Genomic DNA, 17959 nt, shown 5'->3' on the forward strand with positions numbered 1-17959 from the left:
GAGTCCCCCATGCGTGACGTGGTCGAGATCGGGCTGGGCAAGACCGCGCAGCGCGGCTACCACCTGGACGACATCGCCATCGTGCCGAGCCGCCGGACCCGGGACGTCGACGACGTCTCCACCGCCTGGCAGCTCGACGCGTACCCGTTCGGCATCCCCTGCGTCGGGCACCCCTCCGACGCCACGATGAGCCCGTCGTCGGCGGTGCGGCTCGGTCAGCTCGGCGGCCTCGGCGTGCTCAACGTCGAGGGGCTGTGGACCCGCTACGAGAACCCGACCAAGGTGCTGGAGGAGTTGGCCGGCCTCGACGAGGACGCCCGCGCCACCAAGCGGCTCCAGGAGGTGTACGCCGAGCCGATCCGCCCGGACCTGATCGCCGAGCGGGTCCGTGAACTGCGGGCCGGTGGCGGCACGGTGGCGGTGCGGGTGTCCCCGCAGCACACCCTGGCGCTGGCGCCGGTGATCCTGGACGCCGGGGTGGACATCCTGGTCATCCAGGGCACCATCGTCTCGGCCGAGCACGTGTCGACGACCGACGAGCCGCTGAACCTCAAGGAGTTCATCGCCGACCTCGACCTGCCGGTGATCGTCGGCGGCTGCACCGACTACAAGACGGCGCTGCACCTGATGCGTACCGGCGCGGCCGGTGTGATCGTGGGCATCGGCGGCGACGAGTGGTCGACCACCGAGTCGGTGCTGGGCATCCGGGTGCCGATGGCCACCGCGATCGCCGACGCCGCGGCGGCCCGCCGGGACTACCTCGACGAGACCGGCGGCCGGTACGTGCACCTGATCGCCGACGGCGACATCCAGACCTCGGGCGACATCGCCAAGGCGCTCGGCTGCGGCGCGGACGCGGTGATGCTCGGCGAGCCGCTGTCGCTCTGCGAGGAGGCGCCCGCCGGTGGTGCCTGGTGGCACTCGGCGGCGAGCCACCCGTCGCTGCCCCGGGGCGCGTTCGAGGTTTCCGGCGACCCGATCGGGTCGATGGAGCAGTTGCTCTTCGGCCCGGCCGACGAGGCCGACGGCCAGCTCAACCTGTTCGGCGGGTTGCGCCGGGCGATGGCCAAGTGCGGTTACCGCGACCTCAAGGAGTTCCAGAAGGTGGGCCTGGTCCTCGACCGCTGACCCGTCCCGCACACGCCGGAAGGCCGGCCCCGCCACGCTGCGGGGCCGGCCTCCGTCTTACCGGGGGCGTCAGCCCACGGTGAACTCGACCCAGTTCAGGTTGCCCAGGCCACTGGTCGGCCCGCCCGGTACGGCGGTGTAGACCAGGTAGAGCCGGTGCGCCCCGGCCGGCTGGTTCACCGGCACCGCGGTGCTGGTGAAGGCCGCGTTGCCGGTGGTCGCGTTCAGCGTCGCCGTGGCGACGAGTGGGCCGGTCGGCGAGTCGAGCCGAAGCTCCACCGCCGCGCGGGGGGTGCCGGCCGTGGCGGCCGAGCCCCCGGAGTGCCGCAGCGTCACGCTGGACACCCCACCCAGGTTGATCGGGTCGAAGGCGATGTGGTCGCCCGGGTCGATCGAGGTGACGTGCTGCCCGCCGCCGGTGTCACCGGTGTTGGCGACTGTCACGCCCTGCTGCACCTGGGCGTTCTCGGCCTGCTGACGCGGCGTCTGGATGATCGTCTGGCCGACCGTGGTGATCGGGGCCTGACCGCCGCCACCGAGGTCGGTGTACGAGGCGCTGATCCCGCCGTACAGGTAGCCGCCGGCGTGGTCACCGCCGTCGGCCGGGGTGGCGAGCACGCCCGTGCAGCCGGTGGTGGAGCTGTCCGGGTGCCCGTGGCTGTCGTGGCCGAGGACGAACGTCACGGTCACCCGCGAGCAGTCCACCGGCCCGTCCTCTGGGTCGGTCACCGTGATGGTGAACGGCACGCTGTCGCCCCAGTTGAAGAAGCTGCCACCCACCGGGGAGCTGACGGTCACCGTGGGCGCGGTGTTGCCGACCACGATCTCCTTGGTGAGTACGGCGGTCCTACCGTTGGAGTCGGTCACCGTCAGCTTGGCGCTGTACGTTCCGTTCGCGGTGTAGGTGAACGACGGGTTGGGGTCGGCCGAGTCGACCGTGCCGTCGTTGGTGAAGTCCCAGGCGTACGAGATGGACTCGCCCGGGTCCGGGTCGTAGCTGCCGGCCGAGGAGAACTGGACGGTCAGCGGTGCCGTGCCGCTGGTCGGGGTGGCGTCGAGCTTCGCCACCGGCGACCGCTGGCCCTTGACGTACCGGATCACCGACAGCTGCGCGTCCGGGTTGGCCCGGAAGAAGCCGTCGCCGTACTCCAGCAGGTAGAGGGAGCCGTCCGGGCCGAACTCCATGTCCATCGGGTTGTCGAAGACGAAGCCCGGCAGGAACTGCTCCACGCCGGTCAGGGTGCCCTTGCCGTCGGTACGCATCATGAAGATCTTGTCCCGGGTGAACTCACCGAAGACCACCGCGTTCTGGTAGTACTCGGGGAACTTCACCTCGGAGGTTGACTTCGGGTCGTACGAGTAGATCGGGCCGCCCATCGGGCCGACGCCGCCGGTGCCGATCACCGGCCACTTGAAGTCGCAGGTGCCCGCCGGGTTCTGCAGGTACGCCCCGGCGCATGGGGTACGCGCGTCGAACGTGTACCAGAACTGCGGCTGCTCGACCTTCGGCAGCACCGACAGGCCGGTGTTGCGCGGCGAGTCGTTTACCGGTGCGGCGCAGTTGAACGGCGCGCCGGAGGTCCGGGTGACGAAGTCGTAGTCGATGTACGGCAGGCTCGGCGAGTAGCAGTACGGCCAGCCGTAGTTGCCGGCCTTCTTGGTGGCGAACCAGCGGCCGGTGCCGTCCGGGCCCCGGGTGGCGCTTGGCACGCGGGAGTCCGGGGAGTAGTCACCGACGTACACCGTGCCGTCGGCGCCCACGTCATACCGGAACGGGTTGCGCAGACCCATCAGGAAGATCTCCGGGCGGGTCTTGCCGGCCTCGTCCTTCGCCTCGTCGAAGAGGTTGCCCTTCGGGATGCTGTACGACCCGTCCGCCTTGACCTTGACCCGCAGCAGCTTGCCGCGCAGGTCGTTGGTGTTGCCCGAGGAGCGCTGCGCGTCGTAGCCGGGGCCCTGGGTCGGCGACTCGTTGATCGGGGTGTAGCCGTCGGAACCGCCGGCGTTCGTGTCGTCCCCGGTGACCAGGTAGAGCAGGCCCTTGGCGTCGAACTTGATCTCGCCGGCGACGTGGCAGCAGATGCCGCGGTCGGTGTCGACCCGGAGGATCTGCTGCTCGGTGCTCAGGTCCAGGTGCGGGGTGGGGGTCTCCACCAGCTTGACCCGGGAGAGCTGGTTGTAGCCCTTGAACTTGTCCCACACGGTCGGGTCGGTGGAGGTGGCCGGAGCGTCGCCCTCGTTGACGCCAGGGGTGGCCGGGTCGTCGACTGGGGTGTTCAGCTTCGGCGCGTAGTAGATGTAGACCCACTTGTTCTTCGCGAAGTCGGGGTCGATGGCCACGGACTGGAGGCCGTCCTCGTCGTGCTGGTACACGTCGATGGTGGTGATCACCGGGCTCGCGCCGGTGGCGGGGTCGTAGAGCCGCACCTCGCCGCTGCGGGTGTTGTGCAGCACCCGGCCGTCGGGGAGCACGGACAGCGACATCGGCTCGCCCGGCTGGCCGTTGAGGGTGACCTTCTCGTAGTTGCCGAGCACCGTGGCGCCGCAGTCGCCCTCGACCACGCCTGCCGACCAGCGGATGCCGCCGAGCAGGTGCTCGCGGAACTTCGCCGAGCGGTACGTCTCGGCGCTGTGCCCGAGGCCGGTGTAGAAGGAGCGCCCGCCCTGGTAGTCCTTGCACCAGGTGATCGGGTGGTCGTACCCCATGCTGCCGCCGGTGTAGGTCTTCTCGTCCACCGTGGCCAGCACGTGCGCGGTGCCGCGCACGTTGCGGTCGAAGTTGTACCACTCCTCGGTGAGGGTGAGCGTGCGGGGAAGCGTCTCGGACGCCGGGTGGGCACCGTCGGCCACGTCCACCACGCCGGTGCCGACCGACGAGGCGCTGGCCGCCTTCGCGCCCACCAGTTCCTGGTAGAAGGCCCAGTCCGGCTCGGTCTCCGCCGCCGCGTGCACGCCGACGTAGCCGCCGCCGGCCTTCACGTACGCCTCGAAGGCCGCTTCCTGGCCGGCGTTGAGCACGTCGCCGCTGGTGTTGAGGAAGACCACGGCCCGGTACTTCGCCAGCTGGTCGGGGGTGAACACGGCGGCGTCCTGGCTCACCGTCACGGTGAACTTGTTGGTCTTGGCCAGCTTCTGGATCGTGTCGACGCCGTCGTTGATGGACGCGCGCCGCTCACCTGCGGTCTTGGTGAAGACAAGCACCTGATAGCTCTTCGGGGCGCGCTTGTCGGAGCGGAGTGCGGCGGGGCCGTTCTCCACGGCGGCCACCCCGGTGGGGGCTGGGTTGGTCGGCGCCGCAGCGGCGGGAGCGGCGGAGATGAGGGGGATGGTCAGGAAGAGCCCAGCGGCGATGGCGAACCATCGTCGTCCGGTCGGTCGGATCATCGTTCCTCCGGTGTTCGGCGAACGCGCGGCATCCCCGGCCTGGTGAGGGCCGGCCGCGCGACTGCGGTGGGGGATGGACCGTGCGCGTCCCGTCGCCGTACGGGAGCGCGAAGGTGATCGGGGCGGTCTGCGACAGTGCCCGTCACCGACCGCCGGCTCGATGGCCGGCGGAGTGTGGCACGGCCGGCGTCGGGCGGACGCCGGCCGTGCGGGGTGTTACTTCTTGAGGTAGATCGTCAGGTCGGACATGTTGCGGTAGCTGATCTCCGCGAAGTCCAGCGACTGCCCGCGGTTGGCGGTCCCGCCGGGGGCGGTGTCCATCTCCCAGTTGGCGTGGTGGAAGTCGCGCTCGCCGATCGTCTGGAAGAACTGCTGGAAGTTGATGTCGCCCTCGCCGAGGGGGGCCATCTGGTGGCCGTTGGGCACGCTGGTGTCCCGGTCGCCGTCCTTGGCGTGGAAGAGCGGGAACCGGGTGGTCCGGTCGGCCACGTTGAGGATCGGGTCGAACAGGTCGGTCACCTCGCGGCCGGCCGGGTCGACGTACTTCTGGTGCTTGTAGCGGGCCACGTAGCCCCAGTAGATGTCGAACTCGAAGAAGACGTACTTGGGGTCGGTCTTGCCGAAGAAGTACTCCAGCCGCCGGATGCCCGACGAGCGGGTGGGGCGGCCCTGCGCGTCGAGCGGCCCGGAGTCGAGCAGGAAGCTGTACGCGACGTCGTGGTTGTGCGTGTAGAGCCGCATGCCCCGGGCGCGGGCCTGCCGGCCTAGCTCGTTCCAGGTGTCGGCGGCGGCGTCCCAGTCGGCCTTGTAGGCGCTGTTGGTCGGGTCGCTGCCGGTGCCGATGTTCTTCATGCCGAGTTCTTCGGCGATGTCCAGCTGCTGCTGGAAGGTGGCCGCCTGGATCGAGGCGTGGGTGCCGTTGGCGACCAGACCGTTGTCGTCGAGGATCTTGCGGATCTCGCGCGGGGTGATCTGCCGGCCGAGGATCGAGGTGTGCTGGGTGTAGCCGGCGAACTCGATCTCCTTGTAGCCGATCTCGGCCAGCCGGGCGAGGACGCGTTCGAAGCCGTACGGCACACCGCTGTCGTCGGGCGCGGCGGTGATCCGGTCCCGGACGCTGTAGAGGATGATGCCGCGGTTCTTCGACGGGATCAGCGGTTCGACCCGCAGCTTGCTCTTCCCCTTGTCCTTGTCCTTGCCCTTGTCCTTGGGGTGGGCGAGCGCGGGGGTACCGGTGGCGAGGACCGGCAGGCCGGCCGCGCCGAGGGCGGCGGCGACGCCGGCCGAGGCGGCGAGCAGGGACCGGCGGTTGATCCGGCCGGCCGGTGTGGTGTCGGGGGTGGAGTGGTCGGGCATGGTCCCACCTTTCGCGACGGCGGATGCCGTCGATAACGATCAGCAAGAGGCGCGACGGGGTTCCGTCGCGGGGCGCCGCCGAGCGCCCGATCCGCGTCTCCGGCGGGGCCGGAGGGTGCGGGTGTCGTGAATCGAAGGGGCAACTGCACGCCGCCGCCACGGCGTGTCGGTGCGGGACGGAGTCCCGTCCCTGGACGTGACCGACTCGGATGTTCCGAGCGTGTTACATCTTGGAGTCAGACAGTAACGTCGGTAACAGCCAAAAGAAAGTGTCGATGCGAGCTAACTTTTGCTTGTTTGAACGAAAGTAACTGACGATCGTCGATACCGGCCTCGGACCCGGTGGTGCTGGCTAGGCTCGTCGTGACCCGGCGACCGCGCGGAAGGAGACGGCAATGGTCCTGACCGGACGGACGCCGCGCCGCCGCCGGCTGGCCGCCGTCACCGCGTTGACCTGCGCCATCGCGCTCGGCGCCGTTGGTTGCACGGGCGACGAGGGCGCCGGATTCCGGCCCGGCGCCGCCGACGCCGGTGACCCGTACGTGCCCGGACGCGGCAACGGCGGTTACGACGTCACGCACTACGCCCTGGACGTCCGGTATGACCCGACAACCGACCGGCTCACCGGCCGGGCCACCATCACGGCCACCGCCACCCAGGCGCTGTTCCGGTTCAATCTGGACCTCGCCGGCCTGGACGTCGGCGCGGTCACCGTCGACCAGACGCGGGCCGAGCACCGTCGGGCCGACGGCGAACTGGTGGTGACCCCGCACGATCGGCTGCCGCACGGCCGGCCGTTCACCGTGGTGATCGACTACGGCGGTGTGCCCAGCCCTGTCGCCGACGGTGCGCTGGGCAGCGGCGGCTTCCTGCACACCGACGACGGTGCGATCGCGCTCGGCCAACCCGACTCGGCGGCCACCTGGTTTCCGGTCAACGACCATCCGTCGGACAAGGCCACCTACGACCTCGCCGTGACCGTCCCGGACGGACTGTCCGCACTGAGCAACGGGGTGCCCGGGCCGAAGAGCAGCGCCGGCGGCTGGACCACCTGGCGCTGGTCGGAGCGCACCCCGATGGCCAGCTACCTGAGCACCCTCGTGATCGGAAACTACCGGGTGGTCAGCGGCAGCCACGCCGGACGACCGATGGTCACCGCCGTCTCGGCGAGCCTTCCGGCGACCGGCGGGGCGGCCGGCTCGCTGGCCCGCACCGGGGAGATCGCCGACTTCCTGGCCAGCCGCTTCGGCCCGTACCCGTTCGACTCGTACGGTGGCATCGTGGTCGCGGACGACCGGATCGGGTACGCGCTGGAGACCCAGTCCCGACCGGTCTACGGCCCCGCCTTCTTCACCGGCGACCGGCCCAACCCCGGCGTGGTGGCGCACGAGTTGGCCCACCAGTGGTTCGGCGACAGCGTCTCGCTCAGCAAGTGGGGCGACATCTGGCTCAACGAGGGCTTCGCCAGCTACGCCGAGTGGCTGTGGGAGGAGCACGACGGCGGCCGGACCGCGCAGCGCAACTTCGAGTCGCAGTACGCGATGACCGACTGGTCACAGCCGTCGGTCGAGCCCGGACGGGAGCGGATGTTCGGCACCGCCGTCTACAAGCGCGGCGCGCTCGCCGTGCACGCGCTGCGTCGCACCGTCGGTGACGACACGTTCTTCCGCATCCTGCGTACCTGGACCACCGAGCGGGCGGGCGGAAACGCCACCACCGCGGACTTCGTCGCGCTGGCCGAGCGGGTGTCGAACCGGCAGCTACGGCCGCTCCTGGACGCCTGGTTGGTGGGCGGCGCGGCACCCACCCTGCCGTGACGGGCCCGTGATACCCGGCCGATAGGCTGCCGCCTGCGATCGGTACGGGCACCGGTCGCCGCCGTACGGGGGAGGGTTCGCGATGCGGAACACGCCAGGCAGGCTTCGGGTGGCTGCCGCGTTGTCGGTGACCGGGGCGCTCGCGCTGTCTGGCTGCGGCTCGACCGAGCAGGACCGGGCGACGCCGCCACCGAGCGCGTCCCCGACACCGTCGCGGGTGTTCACCGCCGGCGCGGCCGGTGTCGGCGATACCTACTTTCCCAGCTACGGAAACGGTGGCTACGACGTCGGGCGGTACACCGTCAAGGTGCGCTACGACCCGGCGAAGGACCGGCTGACCGGCACCGCCACGGTGCAGGCCACCGCGACGTCCGACCTGTCGAGCTTCAATCTCGACCTGGCGGGTCTCACCGTCACGACGGTCACCGTGGACGGCGCCCCGGCCACCCACAAGCGGGACCGGAACGAACTGGTGATCAAGCCGGCCGCCGGCCTGATCGCGGGCAACGGGTTCGTGGCCGAGATCGCGTACGAGGGCGTGCCGAAGCCGCTGAAGAACGAGGTGCTCGGCGACGGCGGGTTCCTGCACACCGACGACGGTGCCATCGCGCTGGGCCAGCCCGAATCCGCGAGCACCTGGTTCCCGGTCAACGACCACCCGTCCGACAAGGCGGCCTACGACTTCGAGATCACCGTCCCGAAGGGCCTCACCGCGGTCAGCAACGGCGTGCCGGGCGGCTCGACCACCACGGACGGCTGGACCACCTGGGAGTGGTCGGAGAAGTCACCGATGGCCAGCTACCTGAGCATGGTGGTGATCGGCAAGTTCCGGATCACCACCGGCGACCACAAGGGGCGGCCGGTCTACAGCGCGGTCACCACCACGCTGGCCAAGGGCGCCCCGGACGCGTCGATCGCGCAGACCGCGAAGGTGGCTGACTACCTGGAGAGCGTGTTCGGGCCGTACCCGTTCGACGCGTACGGCGGTGTGGTGGTCTCCGACAGCCGGATCGGGTACGCGCTGGAGACCCAGAGCCGTCCGGTCTACTCCGCCGGCTTCTTCCGGCGTGGCGAGAACACCGAGGTCGTCGCCCACGAGTTGGCCCACCAGTGGTTCGGCAACAGCGTGGCGCTGGCCAAGTGGGAGGACATCTGGCTCAACGAGGGCTTCGCGACGTACGCGGAGTGGCTCTGGGCCGAGCACACCGAGCAGTACACCGCCAAGCAGGCGTTCGACATCCGGTACGCCCAGATGTCCGCGCAGGTGTGGCGGACGCCGCCGGGCAAGCCGGGGGTCAAGCAACTGTTCAGCGAGTCTGTCTACCAGCGCGGCGGGATGGCCCTGCACGCGCTGCGGGTGGCCGTCGGCGACAAGGCGTTCTTCGAGATCGTCAAGACCTGGGCGGCCGAGAAGCGCAACGGCACGGCCACCACCGCGGAGTTCGTGGCCCTGGCCGAGCGCATCTCCGGCAAGCAACTAGACGCCCTCTTCGACGCCTGGCTCTACGGCACCAAGAAACCCCCAACCCCCAAACCCCTCTGACCCCCTCGCGATCTTGCACTTGCTGCCGGGGCGCAAGGGGTAAAAACCCACGAACCCCGGACCGAAAGCGCAAGATCGCGGCGGGGGCGGGTCAGGTTTTGACGACCAGGGCGGGGTGGGCTTTCAGGTACGCGTCGGCGCGGCCGGCGCGGAGCTCGGTGAGGAACCCCCGGCCGGTGGTGGTGAGCTGTTCGCCGCGGTAGGCGCTGCCCTTGCCGACGCCCGAGCCGGGCAGGCCGACCAGTACGAACTGCTTCTCCGGCACCCCACTGAGCGCGTACGCCAGGTCGACGATCCGGCGGCCACCCACGTAGATCAGGGTGTTGCCCAGCGCGGCGACGACCTGGTCGACCCGCTCCGGCTGCCGGGCCAGGCCCTCGTCGAGGATCTTGCGGGTGATGGCCCGGATCAGTTGCTGCTGGTGACGCTGCCGGGTGTAGTCGCCGCCGGGGATGTAGCGCTGCCGCGCGTAGTCCAGCGCCTGCCAGCCGTTGAGGTGCCGCTCGCCCTTCTCGTAGACCATCTGCGGCCCGGTGTAGCCGCCGGGCGCGCTCTCGCGGTGCTTGCCGTCCGGCCGGCGGTGCATCGAGGCGACCCGCTGGTCGACGTAGATGTCCACCCCGCCGAGGGCGTTCACGAGCCGGTCGAACCCGTTGAAGGTGAGCACCGCACCGGCGTCGATGCGCAGCCCGGTGTAGCCGCTGACCGTGCTGCGCAGCAGCTCGTACCCCTGGGCGGCGCTCGGCTGCTTCGGCTTGCCCGGCACCCGGCTGCCGTAGCTCATCGCGTGGGTGAGCTTGGTCCGGCCGCCCGGGTAGCCGGCCTTGGGGAACGCCGGGATGTCCACCAGCAGGTCGCGGGGCAGGGAGAAGAGGTACGCCCTGCCCAGCCCTTTCGGCACGTGCAGCACCAGCACGGCGTCGGAGTGCGGTTCCCAGCCGGGCACGCTGACCCGGGTGTCGACCCCGACCAGCAGCAGGTTCAGTGGGCCGGTGATGTCCGCGCCGGGCGGCGGGCCGGTGGGGCTCGGAGTGGGCGTGCCGACCGGCGACGGGCTCGGCGAGCCGGCCGCCGGGGTGGTGCGCTCCGGCGTGCCGTCCCCGGTCAGCCGGGTGGTCACCACCGCTCCCGCCACGACCAGCGCGACGACGGCGAGGGCGGTCAGCCCGAACAGCAGCCACCGTCGGCGCGGTGCCATCGACCCCAGGACCATTGTGAATTCCTTCCACCCGTTTCCGGACCAACGCTCCGACGGGTGCTCCCGGTTGCGGCCGGAATGCGCCGGGTCGGCCGGCCGGAGCATGATCGCGCGAAAACTGCCGCTGGCGCGAGCGCTACTCGCGAGTAATGATGCGTCCATGGGGTATGACGTGCTCGTCATCGGGTCTGGCTTCGGTGGCAGCGTCACCGCGCTCCGGCTGGCCGAGAAGGGCTATTCGGTCGGCGTGCTGGAGGCTGGTCGACGCTTCGCCGACGACGAGTTCCCGCAGACCTCCTGGCGTGCGCGCAGGTTCCTGTGGGCGCCGAAGCTGGGCTGCTACGGCATCCAGCGGCTCACCCTGCTCCGTCCGGCCGACCGACGCTCCGGCAACGGGGTGCTGGTGCTCTCCGGGGCCGGGGTCGGCGGCGGTTCCCTGGTCTACGCGAACACCCTCTACGAGCCGCTGCCGGCCTTCTACACCGACCCGCAGTGGCGGGACATCACCGACTGGCGCGACGAGTTGGCCCGCCACTACGACCAGGCGAAGCGAATGCTCGGCGCCACCGCGTACCCCATCGACACCGGCGCGGACCGCGCCATGCGGGCGGTGGCCGAGCGGATGGGGGTGGGGGAGACCTTCCACGCCACCCCGGTGGGCGTGCACATCGGGCGCCCCGGCGAGCGGGCCGCCGACCCGTACTTCGGCGGCGTCGGTCCGGAGCGCACCGGTTGCCTGCACTGCGGGGAGTGCCTGACCGGCTGCCGGCACGGGGCCAAGAACACGCTTGTCAAGAACTACCTGTGGCTCGCCGAGCGGCTGGGTGTCACAGTGCACCCGCTGACCACGGTGACCGCCGTCAAACCGGCGCCCGGTGGCGGGTACGACGTGCACACCGTCCGCACCGGCGCCTGGGTGCGTCACCGCCGTCAGGTGATCCACGCCAAGGAGGTGGTGTTCGCCGCCGGGGCGCTGGGCACCCAGCGGCTGCTGCACGCGATGAGGGACGACGGCGCGCTGCCCGGGCTGTCCGCCCGCGTGGGCGACCTGACCCGGACCAACTCGGAGGCGATCCTTGGCGCCTCCGTGCCCCGCCAGCGGGCCCGGGCGCAGCGGATGGACTTCACCGACGGGGTGGCGATCACCAGTTCGTTCCACCCCGACCCGCAGACCCACATCGAGCCGGTCCGCTACGGGCGCGGCTCCAACGCCATGGGGCTGCTCCAGTCGTTGCTGGTCGACGGCGGCCCGCACCGGGTCCGCCGCTGGCTGGGCAGCATCGTGCGGCAGCCAAGGCTGGCCGCCCGGATGCTCTCGGTGCGCGGCTGGTCGGAGCGGACGGTCATCGCTCTGGTGATGCAGTCGGTGGACAACTCGCTGACCACCCGCTGGCATCGGGGCGTGTTCGGCCGCCGGCTGGTCACCGGCCCGGGCCACGGCGCGCCGAACCCGACCTGGATCCCGGCCGGCAACACCGCCGCCCGGCTGCTCGCCGACGAGATCGGTGGTACGCCCGGAGGCTCGGTCACCGAGCCGTTCGACATCCCGGTGACCGCGCACATCCTGGGCGGGGCGGCGATCGGCGCCACACCTGCCGACGGGGTGATCGACCCCTGGCACCGGGTGTACGGCCACCCCGGGCTGCACGTCGTCGACGGCGCGGCGATCTCCGCCAACCTCGGCGTCAACCCGTCGCTGACCATCACCGCGCAGGCCGAACGGGCGATGTCCTTCTGGCCCAACAAGGGCGACGAAGACCCCCGCCCGCCCCTAGGCAACCCGTACCGCAGGCTCCCACCCGTACCCCCGCGAAACCCGGCGGTCCCTCCAAACGCCCAAGGCGCGCTACGCCCCTAACCCCACCCCACCCCGGACCCCGACCCCGACCCCGACCCCGACTGCATCGTCGATCATGGAGTTGTGGTGCCTCGCAAAAGGTGCATCTCGCCGCGATTTGCCCACCACAGCTCCATGATCGACCCGGGCTGACCCCTCGGCTCGCGCGATCTTGCGGTTTCGGTCGCCGTTTCGTGTTGTATGTGGTTTTTGACGGGGCGGGAAGTGCAAGATCGCGGGAGGGAGGGGTGGGGGAGACGCGGGGGCGGGGTAACTGGCGAGCCGGTGCTGGGGGTGGTCGTGACACTGGGTAGGCTTTGTGCACATGAGCCTGCCTCGCCCAGTCCTCGTGGTGGACTTCGGAGCCCAGTACGCCCAGCTCATCGCACGCCGGGTCCGCGAGGCGAGGGTCTACTCCGAGATCGTGCCGCACTCCATGCCGGTCGCCGAGATGCTGGCGAAGAACCCGGCCGCGATCATCCTCTCCGGCGGCCCGTCCAGCGTCTACGCCCCGGATGCGCCACAGATCGACGCCGGCATCTTCACGGCCGACGTGCCGGTCTTCGGCATCTGCTACGGCTTCCAGGCGATGGCCCAGGCGCTCGGCGGCACTGTCGCGCGGACCGGCAACCGTGAGTACGGCGGCACACCGCTGCGCCCCCGCCTCCTCGACCCGGGTGTGCTGCTGCGTGACCTGCCGGCCGACCTGCCGGTCTGGATGAGCCACGGCGACTGCGTCACCGAGGCGCCCGAGGGCTTCACGGTGACCGCCGAGTCGGCCGGCGCGCCGGTGGCGGCGTTCGAGGATGTGGCCGGTCGCCGGGCCGGTGTGCAGTTCCACCCGGAGGTCGGGCACACCGCCCACGGCCAGGAGATGCTCCAGCGCTTCCTGTACGACATCGCCGGCATCGAGCCGACCTGGACCCCCGAGAACATCATCGACGAGCAGGTGGCCCGGATCCGCGCCCAGGTGGGCGACAAGGAGGTCATCTGCGGCCTGTCCGGCGGTGTGGACTCGGCGGTCGCCGCTGCTCTGGTGCACAAGGCGGTCGGTGACCAGCTCACCTGCGTCTTCGTCGACCACGGCCTGCTGCGTGCGGGCGAGGCCGAGCAGGTGGAGAAGGACTACGTGGCGGCCACCGGCATCAAGCTCAAGGTGGTCGACGCGGCGGACCGGTTCCTCGGCGCGCTGGCCGGGGTGACCGACCCGGAGCAGAAGCGCAAGATCATCGGCCGCGAGTTCATCCGGGTCTTCGAGGCCGCCGCCCGCGAGATCGCCCTGCACGGCGACGTGGAGTTCCTGGTCCAGGGCACCCTCTACCCGGACGTGGTGGAGTCCGGCGGCGGCACCGGCACCGCCAACATCAAGAGTCACCACAACGTCGGCGGCCTGCCGGAGGACCTGAAGTTCGCCCTGGTCGAGCCCCTGCGCACCCTCTTCAAGGACGAGGTCCGGGCGCTCGGCCTCCAGTTGGGCCTGCCCGAGGCGATGGTCTGGCGGCACCCGTTCCCCGGCCCCGGCCTGGCCATCCGGATCATCGGCGCGGTCGACCAGGAGCGGCTCGACCTGCTGCGCCGGGCCGACCTGATCGCCCGCGAGGAGCTGACCGCGGCCGGTCTCGACCGGGGCGTCTGGCAGTTCCCGGTGGTGCTGCTCGCCGACGTGCGAAGCGTCGGTGTGCAGGGTGACGGGCGCAGCTACGGGCATCCCGTGGTGCTGCGCCCGGTCTCCAGCGAGGACGCGATGACCGCCGACTGGTCGCGGCTTCCCTACGACGTGGTCGCTCGGATCTCCACCCGGATCACCAACGAGGTGGCCGAGGTGAACCGGGTGGTGCTGGACGTCACCAGCAAGCCGCCAGGCACCATCGAGTGGGAGTGAGCGCCGCTCAGCCGGCAGTCGGCGGGCTGGACGGGGTCGTCGGCGGGTAGGGCGGCGTCGGGGCGTACCCCGGCTGCGGCCCGACGGTCGGCGGGCCCTGCGGCGCGGTGCCCGCCGGGTGCGGCCAGGCGGGCGCGCTGACGGGCTCCTCGGGCATCAGGAACCACATGATCGGGTACGCGAGCAGCGCCAGCCCGCCGGTGAGCAGGCCGGTGACCGCGAAGATCACCCGGACCAGGGTGGGGTCGACGCCGAAGTAGCGGCCGAGACCGCTGGCGACCCCGGCCACCATGCGGTCGGTCGTCGGTCGCCGGAGCTGCTTGTACGGGGCGTGGGGAGCGCCGGTGGTTGTCATGTCTCCACAGTCCGCGCCGGAGTCCGCCTCGACCTCGGTGACCGCCCGGATCCTTACCCTGACCGATCCCTGAGCGGGACCGGACAGTCAGGAATCCGACTCTTTTCCGTTCCGGTAACGCTGCCCGGGGAGAATTTGGTTCCGTGACCACCATGCTGGAGCCGCTTCGCAGGATCGCGGCATACGCAGTTTGTGCTGATTCAGACGGCCGAGTGTTGCTGGTCCGCGCATCGAAGCGCTCCGGCACCCCCGGCACGTGGTCCCTGCCCGGCGGGGCGGTCGACCACGGCGAGGACCCGAACCACACAGTGGTCCGCGAAACCGCCGCCGAGACCGGCCTCTCGGTCGCCGTCTCGGGCCTGGCCGACGTGCTCGCCGACATGCGGGCACTACCGGATCGCGGCATCACCATCCACACCGACCGGCTGATCTACCAGGTCGCGGTGCGCGGCGGCACGCTGGCCGACCGGCTCGGTGAGCGCCCCACCGACCTCGCCCGGTGGTACACCCTCGACGAGGCACGCAAGCTGCCGCTGCGCTCGTTCACCGCGCGTGCCCTCGGGCTGCCCGCCTCCTCGGCCGACGTGGTGCCCGACGAGGCGCCCGAGTTCCCCTCCTTCAACGCGGTGCCCGGCCCGGACGGGCTGCACCGCGCGCAGCGCTTCGCCGCCTACGCCGTGTGCACCGACCCGGCTGGTCGGGTGCTGCTCACCCGGATCTCCGACGGCTACCCGGGCGCCGGCCGTTGGCACCTGCCCGGCGGCGGCACCGACTACGGGGAGCAGCCCGGCGCGGCGCTGATCCGGGAGCTGGTTGAGGAGACCGGGCAGACGGGCCGCCTCGTCGAGTTGCTCGGCGTGGCCAGCCACCGCGATGCCGCCTCGCTCGGCCCGGAGGGCTACCCGATCGACTGGCACGGCGTACGCGCCTTCTACCGCGTGGTGGTCGACCAGCCCAACCCGCTGACGATCGCCGACGTCGGCGGCTCCACCTGCGAGGCCCGCTGGTTCGGCCGCGACGAGCTGGGCGCCCTCCCCACCGACCGCCTAACCGAAGTAACAGCCGAAGCAGTCCAAGCCGCCCACCTCACCTAACCCACCCCCCCACCCCCCAACCCCCCCCACCCCCGGTCCCACCTCCGCCTCCCGCGTTGATCATGAAGTTATTGTCAGGACACGCCGGCATGGACGGCGATAACTTCATGATCGACGGCCTTGCCGGGGGCCGGGGAGGGGTGGGGCGGTGGAGTTGCGGCGGGTGGTTGCGGTTTATGGGGTTTTGTGGCGGGAGGGGCGTTTTTTGCTTGTCCGGGAGGCTGCGGCGGGCGAGTTCCCTGGAGTGTGGCGACTGCCCGGGGGTGGGGTGGCACACGCCGAACACCCCGAGCACGCCGTCGTCCGTACGGTCGCCCGGCAGACCGGCCTGGCCGTGACGGTGACCCGGCTGCGGGCGGTGACGGCCGACGTGACCATTCAGGGAGACGACGAGGTCGCGTTGCACACCGATCGGCTGGCGTTCGAGCTGAGCGTGCGCGACGGCACCCTCCGGGACGCCCCGGACGGTCCGACCGACCAGGCCCGCTGGGTCACCCCGGCCGAGGCGTCCCGGCTGTCGCTGACACCGTTCAGCGCCGAGCTGCTGGGGCTGCCGGTCACCCCGTTACCCGCCGGGGCGCGTCGGCCCGCCGAGCCGTTGCCTCCGGCGGATCCGGACCGCCGGCTGCGCTTCGGGGCGTACGGGCTGGTCACCGATCCGGCCGGGCGGGTCCTGCTGACCCAGATCGCGGACGGTTATCCGGGCGCCGGCAGGTGGCACCTGCCCGGTGGCGGCACCGACCACGGTGAGCAGCCCACCACCGGGCTGCTCCGCGAGCTGGTCGAGGAGGGTGGTCAGCTGGGCCGGGTGGTGGAGCTGCTCGGCGTGGACAATCTGCACAACCCGGCCGCGCTCGGCCCGGAGGGCCGCCCACTGGACTGGCACGGCGTTCGGGTGATCTATCGGGTGCTGGTGGACGTACCCACCGATGCGGTGGTGACCGAGTCCTCCGGCGGCTCGACCGCCAAGGCCGGCTGGTTCACTCCCGCCGAGGCCGCTGACCTGCCGTTGACCGGGATCGCTGCCTCGGCAATCGGACAGTTGACTCGATAGCCCTCCGCTCGGTGAGCCGAGTAGGTGACCCTCCGGTACAGTCAGAGGTGGGAATGGTGGAGGAACGGGCGATGACGCCCGAGATGGGAATAACGCAGCGATTCGCGCGGTTTGAGCTAGATGAGTACCGCAGGCAGCTATCGCCAAGCCACATTCCCCTATGCGATGGTGTACTCCGCAGACGGCTGCCGGGCACCGCAAGGTCCGGCACGAGACAGCCGGACACCCGCCCCACGGCGGTTAGTCGATCCGGTGATGGAGGAAACGTGCCGAGAGCCCCATGGCGCCGGCGTCGTACGACTGACAGTCCGCGCCCCGCTGGGCGTCGCTGGGCGGGCCGGTTGCGCCGCAGCAGCACGTTCGCCCGCCAGGTGCTGCTGGTTCGAGTGGGTCGCCGCGATGGCGACCTGCTGCCCACCGACGTCGCGCCGCCCGAGCACCGGTACGCCGAGCGGCAGCGTCGCCGCTACGGCCTGGACCGGCTCAACCGGCCGTCGCTCGGCGCCGGTCGGGCGGAGATCGAGGCGATGATGCCGGTCAGCCCGGCGCTGCCGCCGATGGCGCAGGCTGACGACGCGTCGTCCGCGACGATCCCGCTGCTCCCCGGCGAGCGCACGATTGCCCGCCGGATGAAGTTCGGCCTGGTCAACGCCTGCACACTGGCCAGCCTGATGCTCGGCATGCTGGCCATCTTCCTGGCCATGCAGGGTGAGGTGCGCGTCGCCGCGCTCTGCCTGATCGCCTGCGTCGCCTTCGACGGCCTCGACGGCGCGCTGGCTCGCCGGCTCGGCGTGGCCAGCCCGTTCGGCGCCCAGATGGACTCGCTGGCCGACATGTGCTCGTTCGGCCTCGCGGCACCCGTGGTGGTCTACGCCTCGCTCGCCGGCTCCGTGTCGACGGCTGCGGCAGCGGTGGCCTGCGCCCTGGTCGCCGCCTGTGCCGCGATCCGGCTGGCCCGCTTCAACGTCTCGCCGAAGGATGGCCGCTTCTTCTGCGGCGTCCCCACCACGATGGCGGCGGCGGTGCTCGCCGTGACCGTGGCGATCGGCGTGCCGGTGCCTGGCCCCGTGCTGGTCGCCGGGGTGGCGCTGCTCGCCTTCGCGATGGTGTCCAGCTTCCCGTACGCGAAGCTCGCCCGGCTGGTGAAGTTGCCGCCGTGGCTGTGGCTGGCCCCGGTGGTCGGCGCGCTTGTCGACGTCCGGCTCACGTTCGCCCTGATCGTGGTGGGTTACCTGGTCAGCGGGCCGGTGCTCTGGCTGCGCCAGCGTCGTACCGTCTGATCCGAGCACACGAAAACGGGGCGCCGCGGAA

Annotated in this window: 12 protein-coding genes; 8 read left to right on the top strand and 4 right to left on the bottom strand. The window is 71.1% G+C overall.

Going from position 1 to position 17959, the window contains the following annotated elements:
• Positions 1-9 precede the first annotated feature (9 nt).
• Positions 10-1128, top strand: coding sequence for a GuaB3 family IMP dehydrogenase-related protein (locus ABZ808_RS17230; protein WP_357007063.1), 1119 nt, complete (start codon positions 10-12; stop codon positions 1126-1128).
• Between the two features lie 69 nt (positions 1129-1197).
• On the opposite strand, the gene ABZ808_RS17235 is transcribed toward ABZ808_RS17230, so the two are convergent.
• The gene (locus ABZ808_RS17235) at positions 1198-4512 is read right to left on the bottom strand and encodes a ThuA domain-containing protein (RefSeq protein WP_357007066.1); all 3315 of its coding nucleotides are present in this window, start codon (positions 4510-4512) and stop codon (positions 1198-1200) included.
• Between the two features lie 216 nt (positions 4513-4728).
• On the bottom strand, positions 4729-5868 hold the full coding sequence (locus tag ABZ808_RS17240; RefSeq protein WP_357007068.1) for a sugar phosphate isomerase/epimerase: 1140 nt from the start codon (positions 5866-5868) through the stop codon (positions 4729-4731).
• Between the two features lie 395 nt (positions 5869-6263).
• On the opposite strand from ABZ808_RS17240, the gene ABZ808_RS17245 reads away from it, so the two are divergent.
• Positions 6264-7685, top strand: a complete 1422-nt coding sequence (locus ABZ808_RS17245) for a M1 family metallopeptidase (RefSeq protein ID WP_357007070.1) — start codon at positions 6264-6266, stop codon at positions 7683-7685.
• Between the two features lie 82 nt (positions 7686-7767).
• Positions 7768-9228 (top strand): M1 family metallopeptidase, encoded by a 1461-nt coding sequence (locus tag ABZ808_RS17250; RefSeq protein ID WP_357007072.1) that lies wholly within the window; start codon positions 7768-7770, stop codon positions 9226-9228.
• 91 nt (positions 9229-9319) lie between these two features.
• Here the strand turns inward: ABZ808_RS17250 and ABZ808_RS17255 are convergent, their stop codons facing one another.
• Positions 9320-10441, bottom strand: coding sequence for an LCP family protein (locus ABZ808_RS17255; protein WP_357007074.1), 1122 nt, complete (start codon positions 10439-10441; stop codon positions 9320-9322).
• 145 nt (positions 10442-10586) lie between these two features.
• Here ABZ808_RS17255 and ABZ808_RS17260 point away from each other — a divergent pair, with 145 nt between their 5' ends.
• Complete coding sequence (locus tag ABZ808_RS17260) at positions 10587-12284, top strand: GMC family oxidoreductase (protein WP_357007076.1); 1698 nt, start codon at positions 10587-10589, stop codon at positions 12282-12284.
• A gap of 304 nt (positions 12285-12588) precedes the next feature.
• Positions 12589-14145: a glutamine-hydrolyzing GMP synthase gene (gene guaA / locus ABZ808_RS17265; protein WP_357007078.1), complete on the top strand. Its 1557-nt coding sequence runs from the start codon at positions 12589-12591 to the stop codon at positions 14143-14145.
• Positions 14146-14152: 7 nt separating this feature from the next.
• Here guaA and ABZ808_RS17270 read toward each other — a convergent pair whose 3' ends face one another.
• A complete protein-coding gene (locus ABZ808_RS17270; RefSeq protein ID WP_357007080.1) occupies positions 14153-14500 on the bottom strand; it encodes a PspC domain-containing protein in 348 nt (115 codons plus the stop codon).
• 143 nt (positions 14501-14643) lie between these two features.
• On the opposite strand from ABZ808_RS17270, the gene ABZ808_RS17275 reads away from it, so the two are divergent.
• The 3 genes from ABZ808_RS17275 (at position 14644) to ABZ808_RS17285 (ending at position 17928) form a co-directional block, all read left to right on the top strand.
• Positions 14644-15594, top strand: coding sequence for an NUDIX domain-containing protein (locus tag ABZ808_RS17275; RefSeq protein ID WP_357007083.1), 951 nt, complete (start codon positions 14644-14646; stop codon positions 15592-15594).
• Positions 15595-15742: 148 nt separating this feature from the next.
• On the top strand, positions 15743-16648 hold the full coding sequence (locus tag ABZ808_RS17280) for an NUDIX domain-containing protein (protein ID WP_357007085.1): 906 nt from the start codon (positions 15743-15745) through the stop codon (positions 16646-16648).
• Between the two features lie 341 nt (positions 16649-16989).
• Positions 16990-17928 (top strand): CDP-alcohol phosphatidyltransferase family protein, encoded by a 939-nt coding sequence (locus ABZ808_RS17285; protein ID WP_357007089.1) that lies wholly within the window; start codon positions 16990-16992, stop codon positions 17926-17928.
• The last annotated feature ends 31 nt before the right edge of the window (positions 17929-17959 follow it).

This window comes from Micromonospora sp. NPDC047527 (assembly GCF_040643015.1).
Classification (GTDB): Bacteria; Actinomycetota; Actinomycetes; order Mycobacteriales; family Micromonosporaceae; genus Micromonospora.

What these genes read in the sequence shown, in the direction of transcription:
- ABZ808_RS17230 (WP_357007063.1), top strand. Translation starts at nt 10, where the DNA reads ATGCGTGACGTGGTCGAGATCGGGCTGGGCAAGACCGCGCAGCGCGGC.
- ABZ808_RS17235 (WP_357007066.1), bottom strand. Translation starts at nt 4,512, where the DNA reads ATGATCCGACCGACCGGACGACGATGGTTCGCCATCGCCGCTGGGCTC.
- ABZ808_RS17240 (WP_357007068.1), bottom strand. Translation starts at nt 5,868, where the DNA reads ATGCCCGACCACTCCACCCCCGACACCACACCGGCCGGCCGGATCAAC.
- ABZ808_RS17245 (WP_357007070.1), top strand. Translation starts at nt 6,264, where the DNA reads ATGGTCCTGACCGGACGGACGCCGCGCCGCCGCCGGCTGGCCGCCGTC.
- ABZ808_RS17250 (WP_357007072.1), top strand. Translation starts at nt 7,768, where the DNA reads ATGCGGAACACGCCAGGCAGGCTTCGGGTGGCTGCCGCGTTGTCGGTG.
- ABZ808_RS17255 (WP_357007074.1), bottom strand. Translation starts at nt 10,441, where the DNA reads ATGGTCCTGGGGTCGATGGCACCGCGCCGACGGTGGCTGCTGTTCGGG.
- ABZ808_RS17260 (WP_357007076.1), top strand. Translation starts at nt 10,587, where the DNA reads ATGGGGTATGACGTGCTCGTCATCGGGTCTGGCTTCGGTGGCAGCGTC.
- guaA (WP_357007078.1), top strand. Translation starts at nt 12,589, where the DNA reads ATGAGCCTGCCTCGCCCAGTCCTCGTGGTGGACTTCGGAGCCCAGTAC.
- ABZ808_RS17270 (WP_357007080.1), bottom strand. Translation starts at nt 14,500, where the DNA reads ATGACAACCACCGGCGCTCCCCACGCCCCGTACAAGCAGCTCCGGCGA.